An 18937-nucleotide genomic window follows, 5' to 3' on the forward strand; every position below is an offset into this window, starting at 1 on the left:
TATTTAAAAAGTTACAGAGTTCAGTGTTTCTATGGGTACAGATGTTGGTAATTTAGTTAAACTCACTAATCTTATTGACCAAGAAAAGTGGGAGCGGAGTAGTAAATATATTTTGGTTGAAAGCTACCTTCTAAAGATCATTCAGAGTGGTGCTTTTCAAGATAATGATAAATTGCCTTCAATACGAAAGTTGAGTGCTGATTTGTGTGTAAGTAAAAATACCGTTATTCGAGCTTACCAAGAATTGGAAGCACAAGGTTATGTGTACGCTTTACCAAAATCAGGTTATCGAGTGTCGGTTCGAACGAAATTAGATACGATGTTGATGGAGCCTACATGCGTGGATTTACTTTCTTTATGCAAAGATATTTTGAGTTATCCTGAATACAAAGAGTGCTTGCCATTAGGCTCTGCCCATCCGAATATTAATGCACCAGCTATTAAGAGTTTGTATGCTGAAATTGGTCGCCATAGCCGCCAGCAAGTCTATACATCAAGCCACTATCAACTTCCTCCTGGTAATAAATTATTAGTCAAACAACTGGCTAAAATTACTCAAGATTTAGGTATCTCTGCAAGTACCGATGATCTGCTCGTTACGCATGGTGCTCAGCAGTCTATTAGTTTAGCCCTTAGAGCTATGACTCGAAGCGGTGATATCGTTGCGGTCGAGTCCCCCTGCTACTTTGGCAATTTGTTGTTACTGGAATCGTTAGGCTTAAAAGTTATAGAGATCCCAAGTTGTTCCCGAGAAGGGATCAGTCCTGAAGCCCTTGAGCAAGCAATGAAAACTTGGGATATTAAAGTCATTATTGTTACTCCTAACTTTACCAATCCGACAGGGGCAGTAATGCCATTAAAGCGTCGGCAAAAACTTCTTTCTATTTCTAGTAATATTCCAATTATTGAAGATGATGTTTTTGGCGCATTGGCACACGGAACGCCGTTACCGAGCTTATATAGCCTCGACATACAGAAACGGGTTATTTATGTGAATTCATTGTCAAAAACCTTGGATTCTCGGTTACGTATCGGCTGGATATTAGCGGGGAAGTACCGTGAAAAAATAGAAAAATACCTATTATGTGACAATATGGGGTGCTTGAATTTGTTGCATTCGGGGGTGGCAACATTTTTAACATCCGGTAAATACCGTACTCATACTTCAAAGATGATCCGTAATTACCAAAGCCAAGTTCAGTATTTCTGCTTGCTATTAAATAAAGTGTTAAGTAAATACGAAAATGTGAAAAATCGTTATCAGATCCACAAAACACAAGGATCCTTCTTACTCTGGATTCGATTGCCTAAAGGTACTGATAGCTACGAACTGTATCGAGAGTGTAATCAACATAAAATTAGTATCTTACCTGGTACTGTGTTTGGCTCACATAATCAATACAAACACTGCTTTCGAGTTAGTGTGGCGAATTTTGATTGTGATAACGACTGGTTACCTGCGATGGAAGTTTTTGGACGCTTAATTTCTCAACATGTGAATTAACAAACGTTAGAGATAGTCATTCTTTCTGTTCGATAAAACATCAAATTGAGTGAGTTGAATAACTTTTTGGTTGATTGATAAACAGTTGAAAGATTATTTAGTTTTATTACTTTACAGATAAAAAACAGCACTATATCATACGCCGCACTTAAGGAGAGATGGCTGAGTGGTTGAAAGCACCGGTCTTGAAAACCGGCATACGTTTGTAGCGTATCTAGGGTTCAAATCCCTATCTCTCCGCCATATTCTAGAGATTCGATTTATCGGGTTTCGTTAAAGAATTGGAGCGGTAGTTCAGTTGGTTAGAATACCGGCCTGTCACGCCGGGGGTCGCGGGTTCGAGTCCCGTCCGCTCCGCCAACATTTTGATTTAACGCTAGTGTTAAATACACGAAATTTTAGTGCCGACTTAGCTCAGTAGGTAGAGCAACTGACTTGTAATCAGTAGGTCACCAGTTCGACTCCGGTAGTCGGCACCATTAAATTTCGGTGGGGTTCCCGAGTGGCCAAAGGGAGCAGATTGTAAATCTGCCGGCACTGCCTTCGAAGGTTCGAATCCTTCCCCCACCACCATTACAATTCCTCCTTAGTTCAGTCGGTAGAACGGCGGACTGTTAATCCGTATGTCGCTGGTTCAAGTCCAGCAGGAGGAGCCAAATAGAAAAGCCCGCAAGCAATTGCGGGCTTTTTTACATTTGAAATCTAGACTTTTGTTAACAGCTCATTGGGTGATAAAGGTCTATTAACTATTCTTAACTCACTGACGTAACCATACAAAGGATTATGTAATTCACTGTTAGAACACGATGATCCCACAATCCAAGCGGCATCTTCTTTGATTGAAAGACCGTGACTTTTCTCCGTTGGATTACGCATTACTTTGTATCCATCAATGTACATCGTGGTATGTTCGGCATCATTTATAATGGCGATATGGTACCACTTCATCAAATCGAGACTCCAAGACCACGCAGTGGTGGTATCTTGCTGTTGATTGTCCATGGTTTCCCATTGAACTTCATGAAGAGAAGAAATCGCCATGACAACGGCAGGATCTTCGCCAGCATCTTTAACAAAATTATTGAGGCTGGCTTGCTGACATAAAATTCCACCCCAACGTGATAAATCACTTTCCCAATCATCCGGTAACTGCAGGAAGGTTTCAATGGTATAACCTTGATCCCAGTTATTAGTACTGATTGCTGTTCCCAGCGTTGATAAGTATGCGCCAGTATCTTCTGCTTTATTACCTTTTAGTAGAACAGAGCCTGTTGTGTGACCGTTTTCTGGTGCAGATTCTGAGTATTCAAAATACTCTTTCAGAGCACCAGTGTTGGCTTCTCTTGGCATCATTTTGAAATGACTACCGTTTCCTGAAAGATCCTGAAAAATAGATGTGACACTGCCTTCGTCATCGACTTTCATCATGTTTTCTTGATCGAACTTCCAGTAACCCACTGTGCCGTCAATAAGGGCTGGCATGGGTGATAATTCTCCTTGATTTAAGTTACTAAAACGCTCTTCAAAATTCATGTCGAACTCGAAGTGGTTGGTCTCATTGGTTAACTCAGGTATATCAAACGGTGTTCGTTCATCGTCTGGAATCGCTTGAACCCAAGGGGAGAATGAGCGAATGACCAGTTGATTATTACTGTAATCAAAACCGACAGTACGGAGCATACCATTGCCTCCCCAAAAGTCGGCTTGGTAATCGACCACCATCATTAGTACATCACGACCATAAGCATTTTTGGCGACCATATTAGCCGCACCATGATGGTGACCATTCATGGTTAGGAAGATCTGGTCATTTTTATGAATAAAATCGATCCAGAACTCAAAGCCTTTTGAGGTGATTAATGGGCTCTTTCCATCACTATCAATATTCAAAAGTTGGTGGGTTGATAAAATAGCTGGGGTGTTAGGGTATTGATCAAGTAAGTTTTGGGCCCAATCAAACGTCGCTTCTGAAGGGTTCCAATCGATCGCAAAAACTAAAAACTCGGTGTTATTGTGCGGCTCTTTGAAAAGATGACAACTATTGAAGCCACAGTCACTGACTGCGATACATGTATTGACTTCAAAGATCTTATTCTCTGGAAAGTGATTTAAAAATGGTTCGCTGCTTTGGCGGTTAATATCAAAATTTTTACCGTTTTCAAGATCGTGGTTACCACATAAGAGAGAATAAGGCGTATTTTCTGATGCACCTAAGATATCCATTGCCTGACAGGCCACATCCCATTCTGCTGGTTCATTACAATGCTCGACTAAATCACCAAGGTGAATAGTGAATGGAATATTCTCTTTTTTCCAATTATCTGCGATCCATTGAGTTTGAGAGTAATAACGTTCAGGACTATTTTCAGAATACTTTTGAGTGTCCGGTAAAACGGCTAATTTCCAGTTTTGATGAGATTTCTTTTTATCATTGCCTGAACTATTGTCTGATTTACATCCTGTTAAATATGTTGCAACCATAGTTGCGGCAACGCCTTTTAGGAATATTCTTCTGCTGATCATGCTTTTTAGTGCTATCTGTAATTTTTAAAGGCACAATACTGGCAGGGTTATGTTGCATTTTTATTTACAAAATCTAACTGAAATTAAACTTATCAATATTAATGTCGTGCTCTTTAACCTAAGGATATTGCACTTTTTTAAAACACATTAAGGTATTAAGTGATGGATCATGTGCCTGTAACAAATACTGTTCGCTGTCTTTTAATCCTTTTTTTTCTAGCGCAGATATCCAATAATCAATGCCTTGGAAGTTTCTCAACTCGGCTTGATTTTCTTGCCAACTAATATGTAATCCAGCATTAAAAACGGTATGGACTAAAGAGCAAAATATACGTTGTTGATCGGTACCTGCATCGTGATCCCGTAAGATAAAATACCCTTCAGGCTTTAACACGCGATAAATCGAATCAATATAGGCATCGAGCTTTTCGGGCGGACAGTGATGTAGCCCTATATAACAGGTGATCAAATCTAAGCTATTATCTTCAATGATATTCTCAGGGATAGGCTCATAATCATTCAGCGCAAAAAACTCACCAACTAATTTTATACTACCGCGTTCGACAATCTCTGCAGGTGAGTTATTTGGGGCACTTTCATTAGAAATAAAAACTTTTCCTGATAGCTTCAACGCTTTTTTTAACTCATTAACATAACGTCCTGTTGAGCCTATTTCTAAATAACCATTAAGATGCCTGTCTGTTGGCAGAATGGTTTGGGTTTGCTCTGTCATTTCTTTTTTTTGTTTTGCTAGCGCAGGAAGCGCAAATCGAATATCAGCAAGTGCTGGTTTGATATCTGGTAGTGAATACTGGATCTCATGATAGATGGCTTCATCAGAGTTTATGTACTGACAAGTGTCCATTATAAGCTGGTGGAATAAATGCTCGGGGTAGAGGTGATAAATATTTTGTAAAAATAAATAGAAGGCATCCCGTTGTTGAACGGTATTATAGATTTGTCGAAATTCGGAGTTATTTATTTCTTCTGGACTAAATAACGCCGGATCATTGTTTTGGCGATAATATTTATCCCATAAGCAGTGACGAAAACGATAATCAGAATCCCACTTCGCTTTGAGTTCAAACAACTTTGTGGCATTAGGGTAGGCGCGATGGAATTGATCGAAACGAGCATGGGGTTGATACGGTAAGTAATAACAGCCACCCGCATTTATCGCTGCTTCAATTAATTCTCTTGTCCAAATCGCCACTTTTTCTTGCTCTGCCTTGCTTGCTCCTTGTTTGTAATAGAGCACGAACGCAAAAACTTCTTCTCTTGCCCACGCGAGAATAGAGCCTGGATCTGGATGAGAGTGACGAATAGAAATATTCACAGTATTAACCGCATAACGGGTTAGTATCTCTGTCATTCTTGGTGTGAATTGTTCAATGTTCCCAACAGGAATAAAATACTCCTGCAGTACGTAAGTGGTTTCCTTCCGTGAGATCGGCTCGTAAATATATTCCCGTAGCCAGTTACCAAATGGTGCTTCAGTGATGGTCCAAAGCATATATTTTTCAGCTAAATAAAGTTTACGTGATTGCCTTGGGGCAACATTTACCGCTTGATCTGTACTGAACCAAGTGATGACTTGTACCCGATTAAACTCTGGCTCTGGTGGCAGCATATCAGCATTATGGAATACAGCATCTGGGTCACCTTTGATATTCTCGGCAAAAAACGCAGGATACTCTGTTAACGGTATTTTCTTATGTAAACGTTTTATATGACTATCATTAGTGAGTGATAACTCTGCTTCAACAATGATCCCCAATGCGCCATAACCACCAATGGCGCCATAAAATAGTTCGCTATGTTGCGTGGGAGAAGCAATGACAGCGGTACCGTCATCTAATAATAATTTAATTTCATTAACAGAAAGAATGAGCGGACTAAGGCTAACATAACGTCCGTGACAATTTACACTCAATGAGCCACCTATGGTGAAATTGGCATATGTCTGCATGATTTTTACCGCGAGGCTGTAGTCTTTAATCTTGACTTGAATATCACGCCAACGAGTCCCTGTTTGCACACGAATAGTTTGTTTATATCTAGTTCAAGGATACGGTTGAGGCCACGCATATCATTATGTAACGTATCTGGATGCGCGGTTTGTCCTCCCATGCTATAGCGTCCACCACCAATTGAAATAGGCTTGGATGTCGATTGGAGCATTGTTTGTAATTGTTCAATCGTGCTAGGAATATAATATTGGTATTGGTCGTTTGTGATGATGTGCTTGTTGGTAACACATAGCGGAGTCTTAATAATAAAGGTAAGCCATATTGCTGGCTCAATGCTTCTGAACCAGATAGTGATACTTGGTAAAAACCATAACGCTGATAAAAACGGATGGCACCTATATTACAAAAGGTGACGTCTAATTCAACGCAGCGATAACCTTGCTGTTTTAACTTATGGCAAAGATCATCGAGTAAGATGTGCCAAGGCTTTGTCCTCGAGCATTTGAAAAAACAGCGACATTGATTATGTAAAACGCATCGTTAGAGGGTAGGGGAACATAGTTTGCTAATGCTTTTCGGACCGTCGTTAATATATGCCATTTTAAATGAAGCGGTGAGGTAAAAAGCAGTTGTATTGCGCCTGTTAACTCTTGTTGTTGCAACTGTTGACGAGAGTATCCAAGGACCGCACCTTGGGTAATATCATTATGATTATAAAGCCACCCAAAACGATAACTAAATAGCCCTTTGGGTTGTGCAACCAGTTTATGCAATACACTCAGTGCTGTTTGTTTATCAACAAAGATAAAATTCATTAATTCATGCGAACTATCATAGATACAATTAACCATTGTTTCCATATCGGCTTGTTGTGCATGTTTCAGTGTTGTCTGAGTTTTTTGTGGCGGATTCATAGAATTATTATTCCTGTATAAGCAAAATCAATCCACTTGGCACTATAAATAAAGATAGTGTGAGCTTAACTATTTCGCTGTATGTTTTTCTTTATTAACACCATAGAATATGTTTCTCTCGTCTCTTAACGGATGAACCAGCTAACACAAAATGGTATTATTAGTGGCTGTTTTGCCTGTGACACTTGGATAACTAATGAATTTTGACCGTATTGTGTGTTTCGATCTCGAAATGTGTTGTTGGAATGATGGCCGCACATCTAGAACCGGTGAAATCATCGAAATTGGTGTGGCAGAGCTTGATCTCAACACCGGAAAAATTGTTCGTCGGGCACAACATTATGTGCGTCCTGCAAAAGATGAGATCTCTCCGTTTTGTACTGAACTCACGGGCATCAAACCCGAGGTTGTTGAAAAAAATGGCAAGCCGCTTTCTGTGATTTTAAAATCGATCGAACAAAAGTTTGGTGGTCGACATAAGATCTATGCAGCGTGGGGACATGACGATCGTATTTTGAAAAAGGAATGTTTAGCGAAAGAGCTAAAAGTCCCTTTTCGTGAGTATTTAAATCTTGCCACTTTATTTAAATTACAGCGTCATGTGACCAACAAACGATTAGGTCAACGTGCCGCGATGGAAATTGCCGGTGTTGAATGGGAAGGGCGTCAGCATTCGGGTTATGTGGATGCGTATAATCTTGCGCGTTTAGCAGCAACCATGTTCTGCGAAAAAGACACAGATTCAACACAAGAATAGTGTTACTTTCAATCGATTTGTTTGAGTAAAGCCGACTGATAGAGTCGGCTTTTTTATGTGTATGATGTCATTCGTGCGATGAAAATGCCGTTGTTTATACTTTCGATTTAGGCAATAGCAATCGTTCGGTGAAGTGGCACATTAAAATGATAACTTTAGATTGCGACAAGGAATTAAGTGTTTAAACAGCAAAATATAATGCGTTATGTATACTGACAAAAGCCGCCAATTAAAAGGTCACTTTTATGTCACAGAATACGTTTATTTTACATTCCACTTATCCTCCATCAGGCGATCAACCAGAAGCTTTAGCTCGATTACTCGGTAATATTCAAGATGGTGTTACACATCAAACCCTGCAAGGGGTAACCGGTTCTGGGAAAACCTTCACGATGGCAAATATGATCCATCGTCTTCAGCGTCCTACCTTAATATTGGCTCATAACAAGACGCTTGCTGCACAACTTTATAGTGAAATGAAACGTTTCTTTCCTGAAAATGCTGTCGAGTATTTTGTCTCTTATTACGATTACTACCAACCTGAAGTGTATATTCCTGGTAGCGATCGCTTTATTCGTAAAGATTCTGCGGTGAATCAACAATTGGAACGATTACGTTTGTCGACCACTAAATCGTTGATAGAACGTAAAGACGTTATTGTCGTGGCATCGGTATCTGCTATTTATGGCTTAGGCGATCCAGCCCAATATCGCGCAGTACAAATTCCCTTATCTGTGGGTATGACAATCGACAGAGAAGATTTTATTCAACGTCTTGTCGCGCTTCAATATAGCCGTTGTGAGCGAACGATTGAACGAGCAACTTTCCGTGTCCACGGTGAAATATTTGATATCTATCCAGCTGATTCAGAATCAAAAGCAATACGTGTGGTGATGTTTGATGACACCATTGAGCAACTACAATGGCTTGACCCTATTACAGGGAAAGTGTTGGGCGACATTGATCATTATTTTGTCTCTCCAAAAACCTTGTATGCCGCTTCAAAAGACAAGTTAATGAAAGCCAGCATTGAAATTCAAAAAGAATTAGAAATGCGTGTCACTGAATTAAATAATGAAAATCGTATTGTGGAAGCGGCAAGGCTGTATGAGCGCACGACACATGATATAGAAATGATGCAGCAGCTTGGATATTGCTCTGGATTAGAAAACTACTCATGTTATTTAAACGATCGCGAACCTACCTTGCCACCGACGACCTTATTAGATTATTTACCTGAAGATGGCTTACTGTTTATTGATGAATCCCATGTGATGATCCCGCAGATTTCTGCAATGTATCGCAGTGATGTGAGTCGTAAAGAGACATTAATTGATTATGGCTTTCGATTGCCATCAGCGAAGAACAATCGCCCTTTAATGTTTAAAGAATTTGAGCAAATAAAACCACAAACCGTATTTGTATCAGCTACCCCTGGTGAGTACGAACTCAAAAAATCTCAGCAGCATGTTATAGAACAAATCATTCGCCCTACAGGCTTGCTTGATCCTATTGTTGAAGTGCGTCCTTTAGCGACTCAAACCGACGATCTATTAAAAGAAATATCAGAACGTACGCAAAAAGATGAACGCGTATTGGTGACGACATTAACGAAAAAAAGTGCAGAGGCATTGTATGAGTTAATGGTAGAGCAAGGCATTAAGGTCAGCTATATTCACTCAGAAGTGAAAACCGAGCAACGGGTTGAAATTATAGATGATTTACGTGCAGGTAAATTTGATGTACTTATTGGGATAAACCTGTTGCGAGAAGGGTTAGATATTCCAGAGGCCTCATTGGTCGCAGTGTTAAATGCCGATCACGCGGGATTTTTGCGTTCAACACAGGCGCTGATTCAAATCATTGGTCGTGCTGCTCGTAACGCAAACGGTAAAGCGATTTTATATGCTGATAAAATAACGCCAGCAATGCAGCAAGCGATGACGGAATCACAACAACGCCGAGAGCGACAGCTGGAATATAATAAAACACATAATATTACGCCAGCCTCTTCTCAACGTAAAAAAGTAGAGATAAATAATAATGAGCCTGCACAACATAGTGTTGAGTTCTGCTCTAATCTATCAGAGTTATGCCAGCAAATTACGGCAACAGAAAAAGAACTATTGGTAGCTTGTGATAAGAATGATGAAATACAAATTGGTATTTTTAGAGAAAAGCTCAATAAGTTATATCGTCAGTTCATCTTTATGTAAAAAGGATACTAATTGATATCTAATTAAGGTCGTTATTATTCGACCTTAATTATTAACAATTAATCTACTTATATTCACCGATCATGTTCTTATCGAGTAATATTAATATAGTATGTATTTTAATAAAAAGTAATAAACAATGCTGAATGTATTACTATATTTTTTATTACAAAGATAAGTTAATTTTATCGTGATTTTATATGTTTGATATATATGGGCTTTGTGTTTGTTTTTGAGCTTTTTGTATTTTTGGATTGTGATTGAAATCACATTAAGTGCTGATATAATCCGCCCGCAATTTTAATAGATAAAAACAGTCATCATTTGATGAATATCCCTCCAAGTATATTGGCCTTTTTACAACGTAGCGTGCGAATAACAGCGATGTGTATTTCATATGGTAAGAAAGATCGTATGTCCATTCTTAACATAAAAGATCTTAGTTTTATCAGTCATAGTGCTGGAAAATCATGTGTTACGATAGAAAATAGAATTTAAGTGTATTCATTTTATAAAAATGGATCTGGGTGTAAATTGCTTCACTTAGCTTGTTATAAAGAGTTGTCATGGCGTTATACAAAGCAATAAATATGGCTTTAAATGGGATTGTTCTTTTATGAACATTAAATACATGAAGCTTTATACACTGATAGTGTGCTCTACGTTCTTTCTCATTATTTTTGCATGCTGTACTTATCTACTTTATCAATATGATATCGATAAAAAAATTCACAATGAGCATGAAATACAACTAAAAACCTTTAATTCAGTCGTTAATAGCAAAGAGACACTGGCCTCTATGTTTTCGAAGATGACGATACCGACCTTAGCAGAGCAGAGGGAGTTAAAACGTTATGTCTCCGATCATAAAGATGTTAGCAGCGTATCTGTGATTTATAAGGATTATTATGTATACAGTACATTTGGTAATCGCCTGTATTCAATGGAAATGAAGGCAGTAAAAGGTTTTAGCATTAAGGTAAAAAGCTTACTAACACATAAGCCAACCTTGTCTTATACGTTGCAGGTTGGAGCGAATACTTACTTAAAAATATATTTTAAACCGCTTCGTTTTAATGTTATCGATAGTATTGGTCGAGGCTATATTACCGTTTTTGATAACATTGAAATTGGTGAAGGTAATCAGTTAGTTAAGCATGACCTGATAGAGCATCATGATGAGTACCATTTTCATCTCGACGACGCTGATTTTTTTGTAGTTGTTGATCCTGCACTCGCTCTAAAACAGTTTGTTGAAACTAAATATGTTTACTTGTTAATGCTTTTATTGGCATGCGTGGTAAGTAGTTATATATCGGCAGCTTACAGCAAGAAAATATGGGTACGGATTTGTATCAAACGTAATATTATTCGTCCATACCTTCAACCCATTGTTAACAATGAAGGAAATATTATTGGAGCTGAAGTTTTAGCGCGTTGGATTACTAAAAAAGGTCAGGTTTTACCACCTCATGTATTTATACCCTATATAGAGAGTAAACACTTAACATCCTTGTTAACCTGCTCTTTGATGACACAGGTTTATCAAAGTCAGTTAATGTTAGTGAGTAAACACCTAAAATTGAGCTTTAACTTGACGGAACGTTGTTTGTTTGACGAAAGTATTTATAAAGCGAGTTTATTATTAGCGCCTAAGTTTGAATTGGTGCTTGAGTTTACTGAATCAGCACCGTTTTCGAATGCTCATGTGAAAGCGCGTATGGAAAAGTTTCATCAAAATGGGATGTTCTTTGCGCTTGATGATTATGGTACTGGGTACTCTGCACCGTATTATTTGACTGATTATGACTTTGATTATTTAAAAATAGATCGTTGTTTTATAGAGCAAATTGAACATAACCCTAAATCTATTCATGTCGTTGAATCTGTAGTGCGATTAGCTCAAAAACTGCAACTTTCTGTCATCTCTGAAGGTGTTGAAACAGAAAAACAAAAACAGATGTTAGATCAATGGGGAATAAAGCAATATCAAGGTTATTACTTTTATAAACCGATGTCAGTAGAAAGCTTTATGGATATATATCGTTCTCATTAATATAGCGTGTTGTCGATATACCGAACCCTTCTAGCACTCTGTGCAAGAAGGGTTTTTACTTTTTTGGTTATAGATAATTAGTCGTAAGTGAGTATTTGCTAACTTTTTATTTAACTACCTGTGTAATTTTACCACGCTCTTTATGATCTTGTTGCTTTGCAAAATTAGCGAGTTGTTGAAATTGAGCGGGTTGCCAGACCATGTTATTTTTTAGCTCATGAGGGAGCGAGTTAAACGTTTCTTCATTGCCTACATTATGTAGATACAATTCAGCCCACACACTATTATTATCACCGTTACTCAATTGGGTAGATAAAGAAAGAGGAATGCCGTTTTTCACCCCATTAGGGTAGCGCGTTAATCCCAGTTGATAATCGCGTTTTAACACCACCCACTTTTGTGGCAAACGTGTATTGTGATCCCACCACTGACCATTTAACTGCTGTATGTTACGCTTGGTTTCTTCTGCTGAAACACTACCTAATTGCTGTAATTGATCGTTAAAAGCATCAGTCATGGCTTGAGAAAAACCTGATGGTGAAAGATTGGGTTGCAGCTCTAGTACTTGTTTTGCGGTAATGGCGCCTAACATATTGGAGTACAGATCTTCAGGTGAAAAAGCAGAAACTAATTCCGGAAAGCCAACAACGGATTCATAGCCAAACCACTGCGCAATTTCATGCCATTGTGCTAACCGAAAAGCTAACAGAGCTGCAAGCTCGATACTTATTGCTCGTCTCTCGCGATAAGTAAGTGTTTGCTTACTTTTATTTAATTTTATAAAGCGTTTACGCAGCTCTGTCGGTAATGTAATTCGATAATCGGAGCCTAGATGTTGGTAGATTTGCTGATACAAATAGTAAGTAAAATCTGCGGTATCTCGAACATGGGCTGTATCAATAAACCCGCCTTTAACCGTATATATTAAGCCGTTTGATTCATCGCCTAGCCCTAATAAACTTGCAATAACGTTTTGTGAGCCATCGTTATAGATATGTTTACCAAGCCTAGACGCATCAACAATATTCTCTACAGAAAAAAATGGGATCGGCACACCTAATAGTTCGGTTTTCAAATCTTGACCAAACGCACAACATGGACGTACCCCAACGGGTGCATCTAAGGCTTTACTGTGTGGGCTAACTAATGCTGCACATAAGCTGAGTACTACAATGAAAGGTTTGTGTATTTTCATTAAAAAGCTTCATTAAGGATGAAAATAAAAATCGTAACTGTCTTTGCCAATAGCGTCATCGATACGAACATTTATTCGTAGTTTAAACGAAAAACAATAGCCGATACTATATTTGGTAATGGTTATATTGAAAGTAACTACTTACTAATATGGTTGTTTTATCTCCATTGTTACAAGTTATTATACCGTGGCGTTGATACCATTGATCACGCGTTCATTGCCAGAAGTGAAAAAGCGATTAGCGGAACAAGACAGTCAATTAAAGCACATTTTGATCAATACTCGTGCTGATAACTATGCGCAACAGATCTATAAGAAGCTATTAGGCGCAGAGGTGGAAATGACGATCAAATCGCTTTATTCCGCTGATGAAGTCTTTATGGTTGCGCGTATGTGTTACTGGATTAAAGAATATCGCTTGTTTTATATCTACATAAGATAGCCGTTAAATACGCTATCTTGTTTTATTTTAAGGGGTATTATCACCATAGGTTTTATTAGTGATAAATGGTTATGTCCAATCCATTAAGTGAATTAGATCTCAACTTAATCCGACTATTAAAAGCGGTGGTTGAGCATAAAAGTATTAAGTTAGCGGCGATGCAATTGGGGATCTCTCAACCCAGTGCAAGCCGAGGCGTGGTAAAGCTTAAGCAGTTTTTTAATGATCCGTTATTTGTGCGTAAAGCTCACGGTGTAGAGCCTTCCCCCTTAGCGATTCGTTTAGCCAATGAATTCGATAATATTTTAGCGCCTATCGAGAAGGTCTTACTTGAATTTAGTGATTTTAAACCAACTGAATATCGAGGCTCTATTGCGATAGTTATTGATCCGTACGTGATGGATGAACATGGTCAGCATATATTATCGTGTTGCCATCGGGCTTTTCCTCTTGCCACATTAGTCTTTTCTAATTGGGATAGTTCAAGTCAATTAGAGATGTTAGACGGCAAATTTGATTATTGCATTCTTGATCAAGAAACCGCTATTGCGAAAGATATTTATATGCAGCCGTTATTTAGGGAAAAGCGGGTCATTTTGGCAAAACAGCATCACCCTACATTACGTATTGATCAAAATGATTGGCCACAAGTTGCGACATTACCTCTAGTTTCGCTTCCAGCTCCAACGGCTTATAAGCCTTTGTGTACTGTCGAATCTGAATATCAGCGAATGGGATATGAGCCACAAGTGCTCTTAAAGACATTTAATTTGCGGGTTGCCTGTCAAATGTTGTTAGAAACCAATGCGATAATGTTTGCGAGTGAAAGTACGGCCGATTTGATGCCAGAACTTCATGCTTACCCAATGCCGAATGTTAACCGTAACTTTAGCCATTTTGTTGTTTCTGGCGGTTATCTTCAAACTCATCGTAACTACCCGTTATACAAGCATTTACACCAAGTTCTCCAAGCTACATTTCGCTAAGTTTTGACTGTCATGAAGTGACATGAATTTTGCCAAAGAGATATTCAGTATTGAATATCTCAATTACCTATTGCCAATGTTTGGGCTAGGGTAATCTTGTTGTTAGATACATTAACTTTCTGTATTTAAAGACAATGAATGCGTGAAATTTGATGCTATCTACCTAAAATTAGCATAGCGGAGTCAATCATGTGGTTAGCACGAATATTTTTATTATTAGCCATTGCCGCAGAAGTTGCGGGTACGAGTACCATGAGTTTAATTTCCAGTGAAGGTAGTCACTGGGGATATTGGGTGATGTATGGCTTAATTTGTATTTCGTATTTTTTCTTATCGTTGGCAGCAAAAAAGATCGCAATTGGTGTGGCATATGCGGTGTGGGAGGGGCTCGGTATTGCGTTAATTACCCTCGTTTCAGTGTTTGTGTTTGATGCTCAATTAAATACACAACAGTTGATTGGCTTAGCAATGGCAACGATAGGGATTGTACTTGTCACCTTGGGTGAAGAGCATAAGCCATCTTTAGTAAGTAAAGCATCGGCATAGGGAGGCGCAAAATGAGTCAATTTTTCACAATATCATTTGGTTTTGTTGTCCTCGCGGCTTTTGTTGATATTTTAGCAAATATGGCACTGACTCGATCTAATGGGTTTAGTCATAAACGATGGGGAATGTTATCACTGTTGTTGGTGATGCTGGCCTTTACCTTACTTGCTCAAGCGGTTAAAGAGATTGATTTGGCCGTAGCTTATGCATCATGGGGAGCAATTGGGATTTTAGGTACTGCGATTGGTGGATCGCTGCTGTTTAAGCAAAAGCTTAAGCCTATTGGTTGGCTCGGCATTGCGGTGGTTATCGCTGCTGTAGTGGTGATGAAAACGGCTTAAGTTAGCCTAAAAGAATATATAACCAGCCCAACTTATATTGTTGGGCTTTTCGTTATTAAGAAGCGGCAAAATATAATTATTGTATGAATTCAATATGTTCGATTTTTATGATGTTTTTGTGAGGATTGTTCGGTGAGTCAATATGTCCGACAATAGATTTAGGATGTCCGATTGGGAATATATATATCTTAAAAGACGTGACAGAATAGCCTGGTTAATAGCTCTGATGTAGGTATCTGAGCGAGTTTTTTCCAAATAAGGCAGACAATGTTCTATCTATTTCCCTTAATTACAGTTGCAATATGGGCAGGGAATGCCATTGTCAACAAGATGGCATTCAGTGTCATTGATCCCGGTGCGATATCTTTTTATCGCTGGTTCTTCGCATTAGTTGTGCTAACTCCTTTTGTTGCTAAATCTGTTTGGCGTGATCGTGCGATTATTAAAACTTATCTTACTAAGTTGGCTTTTCTTGGCTTACTTGGCATGGTTTTAAACCAATCATTAGGCTATTTTGCAGCGGCAACCACAACGGCGACTAACATCGCTTTGATTATTTCACTCGTGCCGTTGATCAGTATGTTTTTAAGTGTACCGATCCTTGGTCAGCGCTTATCGCCATTTGCACTAATTGGTGCAGTGTTATCGCTTAGTGGTTTGGTCTTAATGTTAAGCCATGGCGATGTGAAAAGCTTGATCTCACAGGGTATCAAGCAAGGCGATATGTTGATGTTGATTGCAGCAGCGGTTTATGCGCTTTACTGCGTGTTGTTAAAACGCTGGAAAATGCCATTTTCAACATGGAAATCGGTTTACGTGCAATGCTTTTTTGCCGTTGTGATGCTAACGCCATTGTTGTTAATGAGTCATCGTATGGCGATCACTGCATCCGCTGTACCGCTAATTGCGTATGCTGCATTGTTAGCTTCTGTGATTGCACCTTGGCTGTGGATGTTATCGATTGAGCGTTTAGGTGCTGATCGCACTGCAATGTTTATGAATTTATTGCCAATCATGGCGGCAGGTATCGCGAGTGTCATGCTTAATGAACATTTAGAGGCTTACCATTACATTGGTGGTATCATGGTTCTTACAGGCGTTGCTCTTGCACAAAAACGTATAAAAGCGAAGAAACAAGCTGCTGCGATGACAACGGCATAATTCGAGCTATTTATAACTGAAACGCCGTTACTCCCATTCTTTTTCAATCAGAAAGAATAAAGGAGTAACGGCGTTTTTTTATGTTTTAACCAAGAGTGATTATTGAATTAAATAAAAGCAAGCAGTGGTGAGATACACAACAAAATACCAGTAATGATGATCAAGTTGGTGGCTGAACCTTTATATTTGTTTAATGTCGGTACTTTGTAAACCAAATAGGCAGGGATTAAACAACCCACAATACCGAAGATTGGAGAACAAATTGAAGTGAACGATAAGATCGGTAGGTTCAGTGCTACTGCCGTCCATGCGACCAGAATAATAAAGACAGTAGTGAGTTTATTCACCAAGTTAGTATTGATTTCGTGGTGATCATATCTGCGTTCAAGAATGTTCATTGCCAGCCCTTTACACGCCTCTTTAAATGCTAAGAACACACCAAAAAATGATGTTACAACCGCGAAAATATTGATCACAATACCGACTATTGTTGCCCAACTTCCAGGGAAGTAATGCGCAATCATAGCTAGAGCTGAAATGTTTTCTTTCATCGCATGTTGTGCTTCAGACTGGCTGATCGCAAAGGTAAACGAGACGGCAAAGAAAAAGACCACGACAAACAAAATGCTAAAGGCAATTTTCATCGCGCGTGATGCTTTATAACGAGCTACTTCAATTGATTTTTCATGAGAGCGGTAAGAGATCACCATCGGACTCAGCGATTGAATAAATAAGATTGATGTCAGAGTAAAAGGCAATGTGATAATTGCATCTTTTAGCATTGCTCCCCAGTCACCAACAGCAGTTATATTGCTAAAATTCCATTGTGGGATCAGTAGTACGCCCATCACAGCGACTAAGGCGATCACAGTAACCGCCATAAAACCAGAGATCTTAAACAGGAATTTTTCACTTTTTGAGCCGATATAGCTCAGCAAGCAGATTAACGCTAAGCCATAGAAAATATTATGGTTTAAATGTGATTTAGTAACGCCAAAAGTATATAGGTATGAAGCACTGTCATTAGTGATGGCGAGGGAGTAAACCAATACCCAAATGACCAACATAATAAAATACAGAATACCGAGCGCGATCCCCCAGTTTTTACCTAAATAACCGCTGATCACGCCTGGATAATCGGTACATTTCTTTGATTCAGCAAGGGTATTGATAAACAGTTTCTGAAACAAATACATTGCAGGGTAGCCAATGACCGATGAGAGTAAAAATACCCATAATCCCATGACGCCAACTTGTACTGGGAGAAAAACAATCCCCGCGCCAATGGCCATGCCAATACTCATGACAATCCAACCGACATCAACACTGTCGAATTTTGTTGCAGCCTTCCATTGCTGAGGTGTCATGTTTGCTTGTTGGTATAGGGGGACACTGGTGTTTGAAAGGGCGGTATCTATATCAGGTTTCATTATATATTCCAGCTTATAATCATAGTTATGCTGACAGCGAATAGCTGGATTATGGATCTAGTCGTATATTTGCTAAATAACTAAAAGTTATAACATATAAATCAAAGGAGCATAAAAAATGCAATTAGGTGCTTTTAATGATTGTTTTACTTTTAGAGATGACAGAAGAGGACAGAATGCTCTTTTTAATTAGAAAAAAGTAAATTCATTTAAGAGAAGAAAAACCTCATTATAAAGGTTAAAGATCTGATGTTGCTGATATCGATTATTTATTAATCATGATACCAATGGGATCAAAATCGGGATGGGTAGCGATACAATATATTAGTTGGTTTTGCTCTATCGAAATGACTGAGCTTTTATGAGCTGACTAACATCGGTAGCATAATGAAGGTAGGGTTAAGAAAACGAGACATGTACTTGTGTGGCTGTTTATTGAATCTTCAGCGTCAGTTAAGCCCAGTATATTTTCAAGGTGGTACTGAATTCGAGTTATTCTTCGTTCTCGCAAGACAATTATATTTTTAAGATTGCTCTATCGTGCTTTTATTTATGTGGTTCAATATTAGAAAGACATTAAATGTGAATATTTATTAGTATACATATTCATCAAAAAACACGTTTAAAATAAAAAGTTATATCCCAACAATGATCCTATATTGATTTTTATTCATTTTATCACGTTATTAAATATTGATATATATGGATATCTGGCTAATTGCTGGATTTCTAATGACTAATTATGCCGTACTCTAGAATATATAAATATAGTTTCCCTCTTGGCATTTATAAAAAAAGCAGTATCCTTTGTTTGAATTTTTATTCATTATTGTTGTTTTTATTCCCTATTTATTAGGGGTTATCACCAAATATTCAAAGTGAACAGCTGCCGTTGT

At 38.5% G+C, this 18937-nt stretch carries 14 protein-coding genes, 5 tRNA genes and 1 pseudogene; 14 read left to right on the plus strand and 6 right to left on the minus strand.

All coding sequences use genetic code 11. The features are described 5' to 3' along the window. Positions 1-31 precede the first annotated feature (31 nt). The 6 genes from CTN01_RS06100 to CTN01_RS06125 all read left to right on the plus strand — a co-directional run bounded on the left by CTN01_RS06100 (position 32) and on the right by CTN01_RS06125 (position 2160). Positions 32-1504: an aminotransferase-like domain-containing protein gene (locus CTN01_RS06100; RefSeq protein ID WP_045129386.1), complete on the plus strand. Its 1473-nt coding sequence runs from the start codon at positions 32-34 to the stop codon at positions 1502-1504. Between the two features lie 152 nt (positions 1505-1656). Further along, positions 1657-1747 (plus strand) — tRNA-Ser (locus CTN01_RS06105). Positions 1748-1787: 40 nt separating this feature from the next. Further along, a tRNA-Asp gene (locus CTN01_RS06110) sits at positions 1788-1864 on the plus strand. A gap of 43 nt (positions 1865-1907) precedes the next feature. After that, positions 1908-1983: transfer RNA gene (locus tag CTN01_RS06115), tRNA-Thr, on the plus strand. Positions 1984-1992: 9 nt separating this feature from the next. Further along, positions 1993-2077 (plus strand) — tRNA-Tyr (locus tag CTN01_RS06120). A 7-nt stretch (positions 2078-2084) separates the two neighbouring features. Further along, positions 2085-2160: transfer RNA gene (locus CTN01_RS06125), tRNA-Asn, on the plus strand. A 46-nt stretch (positions 2161-2206) separates the two neighbouring features. Here the strand turns inward: CTN01_RS06125 and CTN01_RS06130 are convergent. From CTN01_RS06130 to CTN01_RS22985, 4 genes are all read right to left on the minus strand, one after another. Next, the gene (locus tag CTN01_RS06130) at positions 2207-3985 is read right to left on the minus strand and encodes a LamG-like jellyroll fold domain-containing protein (RefSeq protein WP_045150510.1); all 1779 of its coding nucleotides are present in this window, start codon (positions 3983-3985) and stop codon (positions 2207-2209) included. A gap of 160 nt (positions 3986-4145) precedes the next feature. Next, positions 4146-5996, minus strand: a complete 1851-nt coding sequence (locus tag CTN01_RS06135; RefSeq protein WP_244156133.1) for a methyltransferase domain-containing protein — start codon at positions 5994-5996, stop codon at positions 4146-4148. Positions 5997-6084: 88 nt separating this feature from the next. Then, the gene (locus tag CTN01_RS23175; RefSeq protein WP_244156134.1) at positions 6085-6474 is read right to left on the minus strand and encodes a GNAT family N-acetyltransferase; all 390 of its coding nucleotides are present in this window, start codon (positions 6472-6474) and stop codon (positions 6085-6087) included. Then, on the minus strand, positions 6444-6911 hold the full coding sequence (locus CTN01_RS22985; RefSeq protein WP_045150509.1) for a hypothetical protein: 468 nt from the start codon (positions 6909-6911) through the stop codon (positions 6444-6446). The genes CTN01_RS23175 and CTN01_RS22985 overlap by 31 nt, the downstream gene beginning before the upstream one ends. 196 nt (positions 6912-7107) lie before the next feature. On the opposite strand from CTN01_RS22985, the gene CTN01_RS06140 reads away from it, so the two are divergent. From CTN01_RS06140 to CTN01_RS06150, 3 genes are all read left to right on the plus strand, one after another. Further along, entirely contained in the window at positions 7108-7668 is a 561-nt protein-coding gene (locus CTN01_RS06140; RefSeq protein ID WP_005366750.1) for a 3'-5' exonuclease, read from the plus strand. 245 nt (positions 7669-7913) lie between these two features. Next, a complete protein-coding gene (uvrB, locus tag CTN01_RS06145) occupies positions 7914-9884 on the plus strand; it encodes an excinuclease ABC subunit UvrB (protein WP_045150508.1) in 1971 nt (656 codons plus the stop codon). Between the two features lie 616 nt (positions 9885-10500). Next, entirely contained in the window at positions 10501-11940 is a 1440-nt protein-coding gene (locus CTN01_RS06150; RefSeq protein WP_107342117.1) for an EAL domain-containing protein, read from the plus strand. A 106-nt stretch (positions 11941-12046) separates the two neighbouring features. Here the strand turns inward: CTN01_RS06150 and CTN01_RS06155 are convergent, their stop codons facing one another. Continuing rightward, on the minus strand, positions 12047-13135 hold the full coding sequence (locus tag CTN01_RS06155; RefSeq protein WP_052666733.1) for a DUF4056 domain-containing protein: 1089 nt from the start codon (positions 13133-13135) through the stop codon (positions 12047-12049). Between the two features lie 202 nt (positions 13136-13337). Here CTN01_RS06155 and CTN01_RS06160 point away from each other — a divergent pair. The 5 genes and pseudogenes from CTN01_RS06160 to CTN01_RS06180 form a co-directional block, all read left to right on the plus strand. After that, positions 13338-13577, plus strand: a pseudogene (locus CTN01_RS06160) (hypothetical protein); the annotation flags it as partial. A 71-nt stretch (positions 13578-13648) separates the two neighbouring features. After that, complete coding sequence (locus CTN01_RS06165) at positions 13649-14563, plus strand: LysR family transcriptional regulator (protein ID WP_045186800.1); 915 nt, start codon at positions 13649-13651, stop codon at positions 14561-14563. Positions 14564-14752: 189 nt separating this feature from the next. Further along, a complete protein-coding gene (locus CTN01_RS06170) occupies positions 14753-15109 on the plus strand; it encodes an SMR family transporter (RefSeq protein WP_045150507.1) in 357 nt (118 codons plus the stop codon). Positions 15110-15120: 11 nt separating this feature from the next. After that, the gene (locus tag CTN01_RS06175; RefSeq protein ID WP_045129308.1) at positions 15121-15450 is read left to right on the plus strand and encodes an SMR family transporter; all 330 of its coding nucleotides are present in this window, start codon (positions 15121-15123) and stop codon (positions 15448-15450) included. Positions 15451-15717: 267 nt separating this feature from the next. After that, a complete protein-coding gene (locus CTN01_RS06180) occupies positions 15718-16611 on the plus strand; it encodes a DMT family transporter (RefSeq protein WP_045150505.1) in 894 nt (297 codons plus the stop codon). A gap of 107 nt (positions 16612-16718) precedes the next feature. On the opposite strand, the gene CTN01_RS06185 is transcribed toward CTN01_RS06180, so the two are convergent. Further along, positions 16719-17978, minus strand: a complete 1260-nt coding sequence (locus tag CTN01_RS06185) for an SLC5/6 family protein (RefSeq protein WP_107342119.1) — start codon at positions 17976-17978, stop codon at positions 16719-16721. Positions 17979-18937 lie beyond the last annotated feature (959 nt).

Source organism: Photobacterium angustum (assembly GCF_003026365.1).
GTDB classification, from domain to species: domain Bacteria; phylum Pseudomonadota; class Gammaproteobacteria; order Enterobacterales; family Vibrionaceae; genus Photobacterium; species Photobacterium angustum.

Bases quoted from the DNA above. Each gene is read 5' to 3' on its own strand.
- CTN01_RS06150 (WP_107342117.1), top strand. From the start codon at position 10,501: ATGAACATTAAATACATGAAGCTTTATACACTGATAGTGTGCTCTACG.
- CTN01_RS06180 (WP_045150505.1), top strand. From the start codon at position 15,718: ATGTTCTATCTATTTCCCTTAATTACAGTTGCAATATGGGCAGGGAAT.
- CTN01_RS06140 (WP_005366750.1), top strand. From the start codon at position 7,108: ATGAATTTTGACCGTATTGTGTGTTTCGATCTCGAAATGTGTTGTTGG.
- CTN01_RS06155 (WP_052666733.1), bottom strand. From the start codon at position 13,135: ATGAAAATACACAAACCTTTCATTGTAGTACTCAGCTTATGTGCAGCA.
- CTN01_RS22985 (WP_045150509.1), bottom strand. From the start codon at position 6,911: ATGAATCCGCCACAAAAAACTCAGACAACACTGAAACATGCACAACAA.
- uvrB (WP_045150508.1), top strand. From the start codon at position 7,914: ATGTCACAGAATACGTTTATTTTACATTCCACTTATCCTCCATCAGGC.
- CTN01_RS06165 (WP_045186800.1), top strand. From the start codon at position 13,649: ATGTCCAATCCATTAAGTGAATTAGATCTCAACTTAATCCGACTATTA.
- CTN01_RS06100 (WP_045129386.1), top strand. From the start codon at position 32: ATGGGTACAGATGTTGGTAATTTAGTTAAACTCACTAATCTTATTGAC.
- CTN01_RS06135 (WP_244156133.1), bottom strand. From the start codon at position 5,996: ATGCAGACATATGCCAATTTCACCATAGGTGGCTCATTGAGTGTAAAT.
- CTN01_RS06170 (WP_045150507.1), top strand. From the start codon at position 14,753: ATGTGGTTAGCACGAATATTTTTATTATTAGCCATTGCCGCAGAAGTT.
- CTN01_RS06130 (WP_045150510.1), bottom strand. From the start codon at position 3,985: ATGGTTGCAACATATTTAACAGGATGTAAATCAGACAATAGTTCAGGC.
- CTN01_RS06175 (WP_045129308.1), top strand. From the start codon at position 15,121: ATGAGTCAATTTTTCACAATATCATTTGGTTTTGTTGTCCTCGCGGCT.
- CTN01_RS06185 (WP_107342119.1), bottom strand. From the start codon at position 17,978: ATGACACCTCAGCAATGGAAGGCTGCAACAAAATTCGACAGTGTTGAT.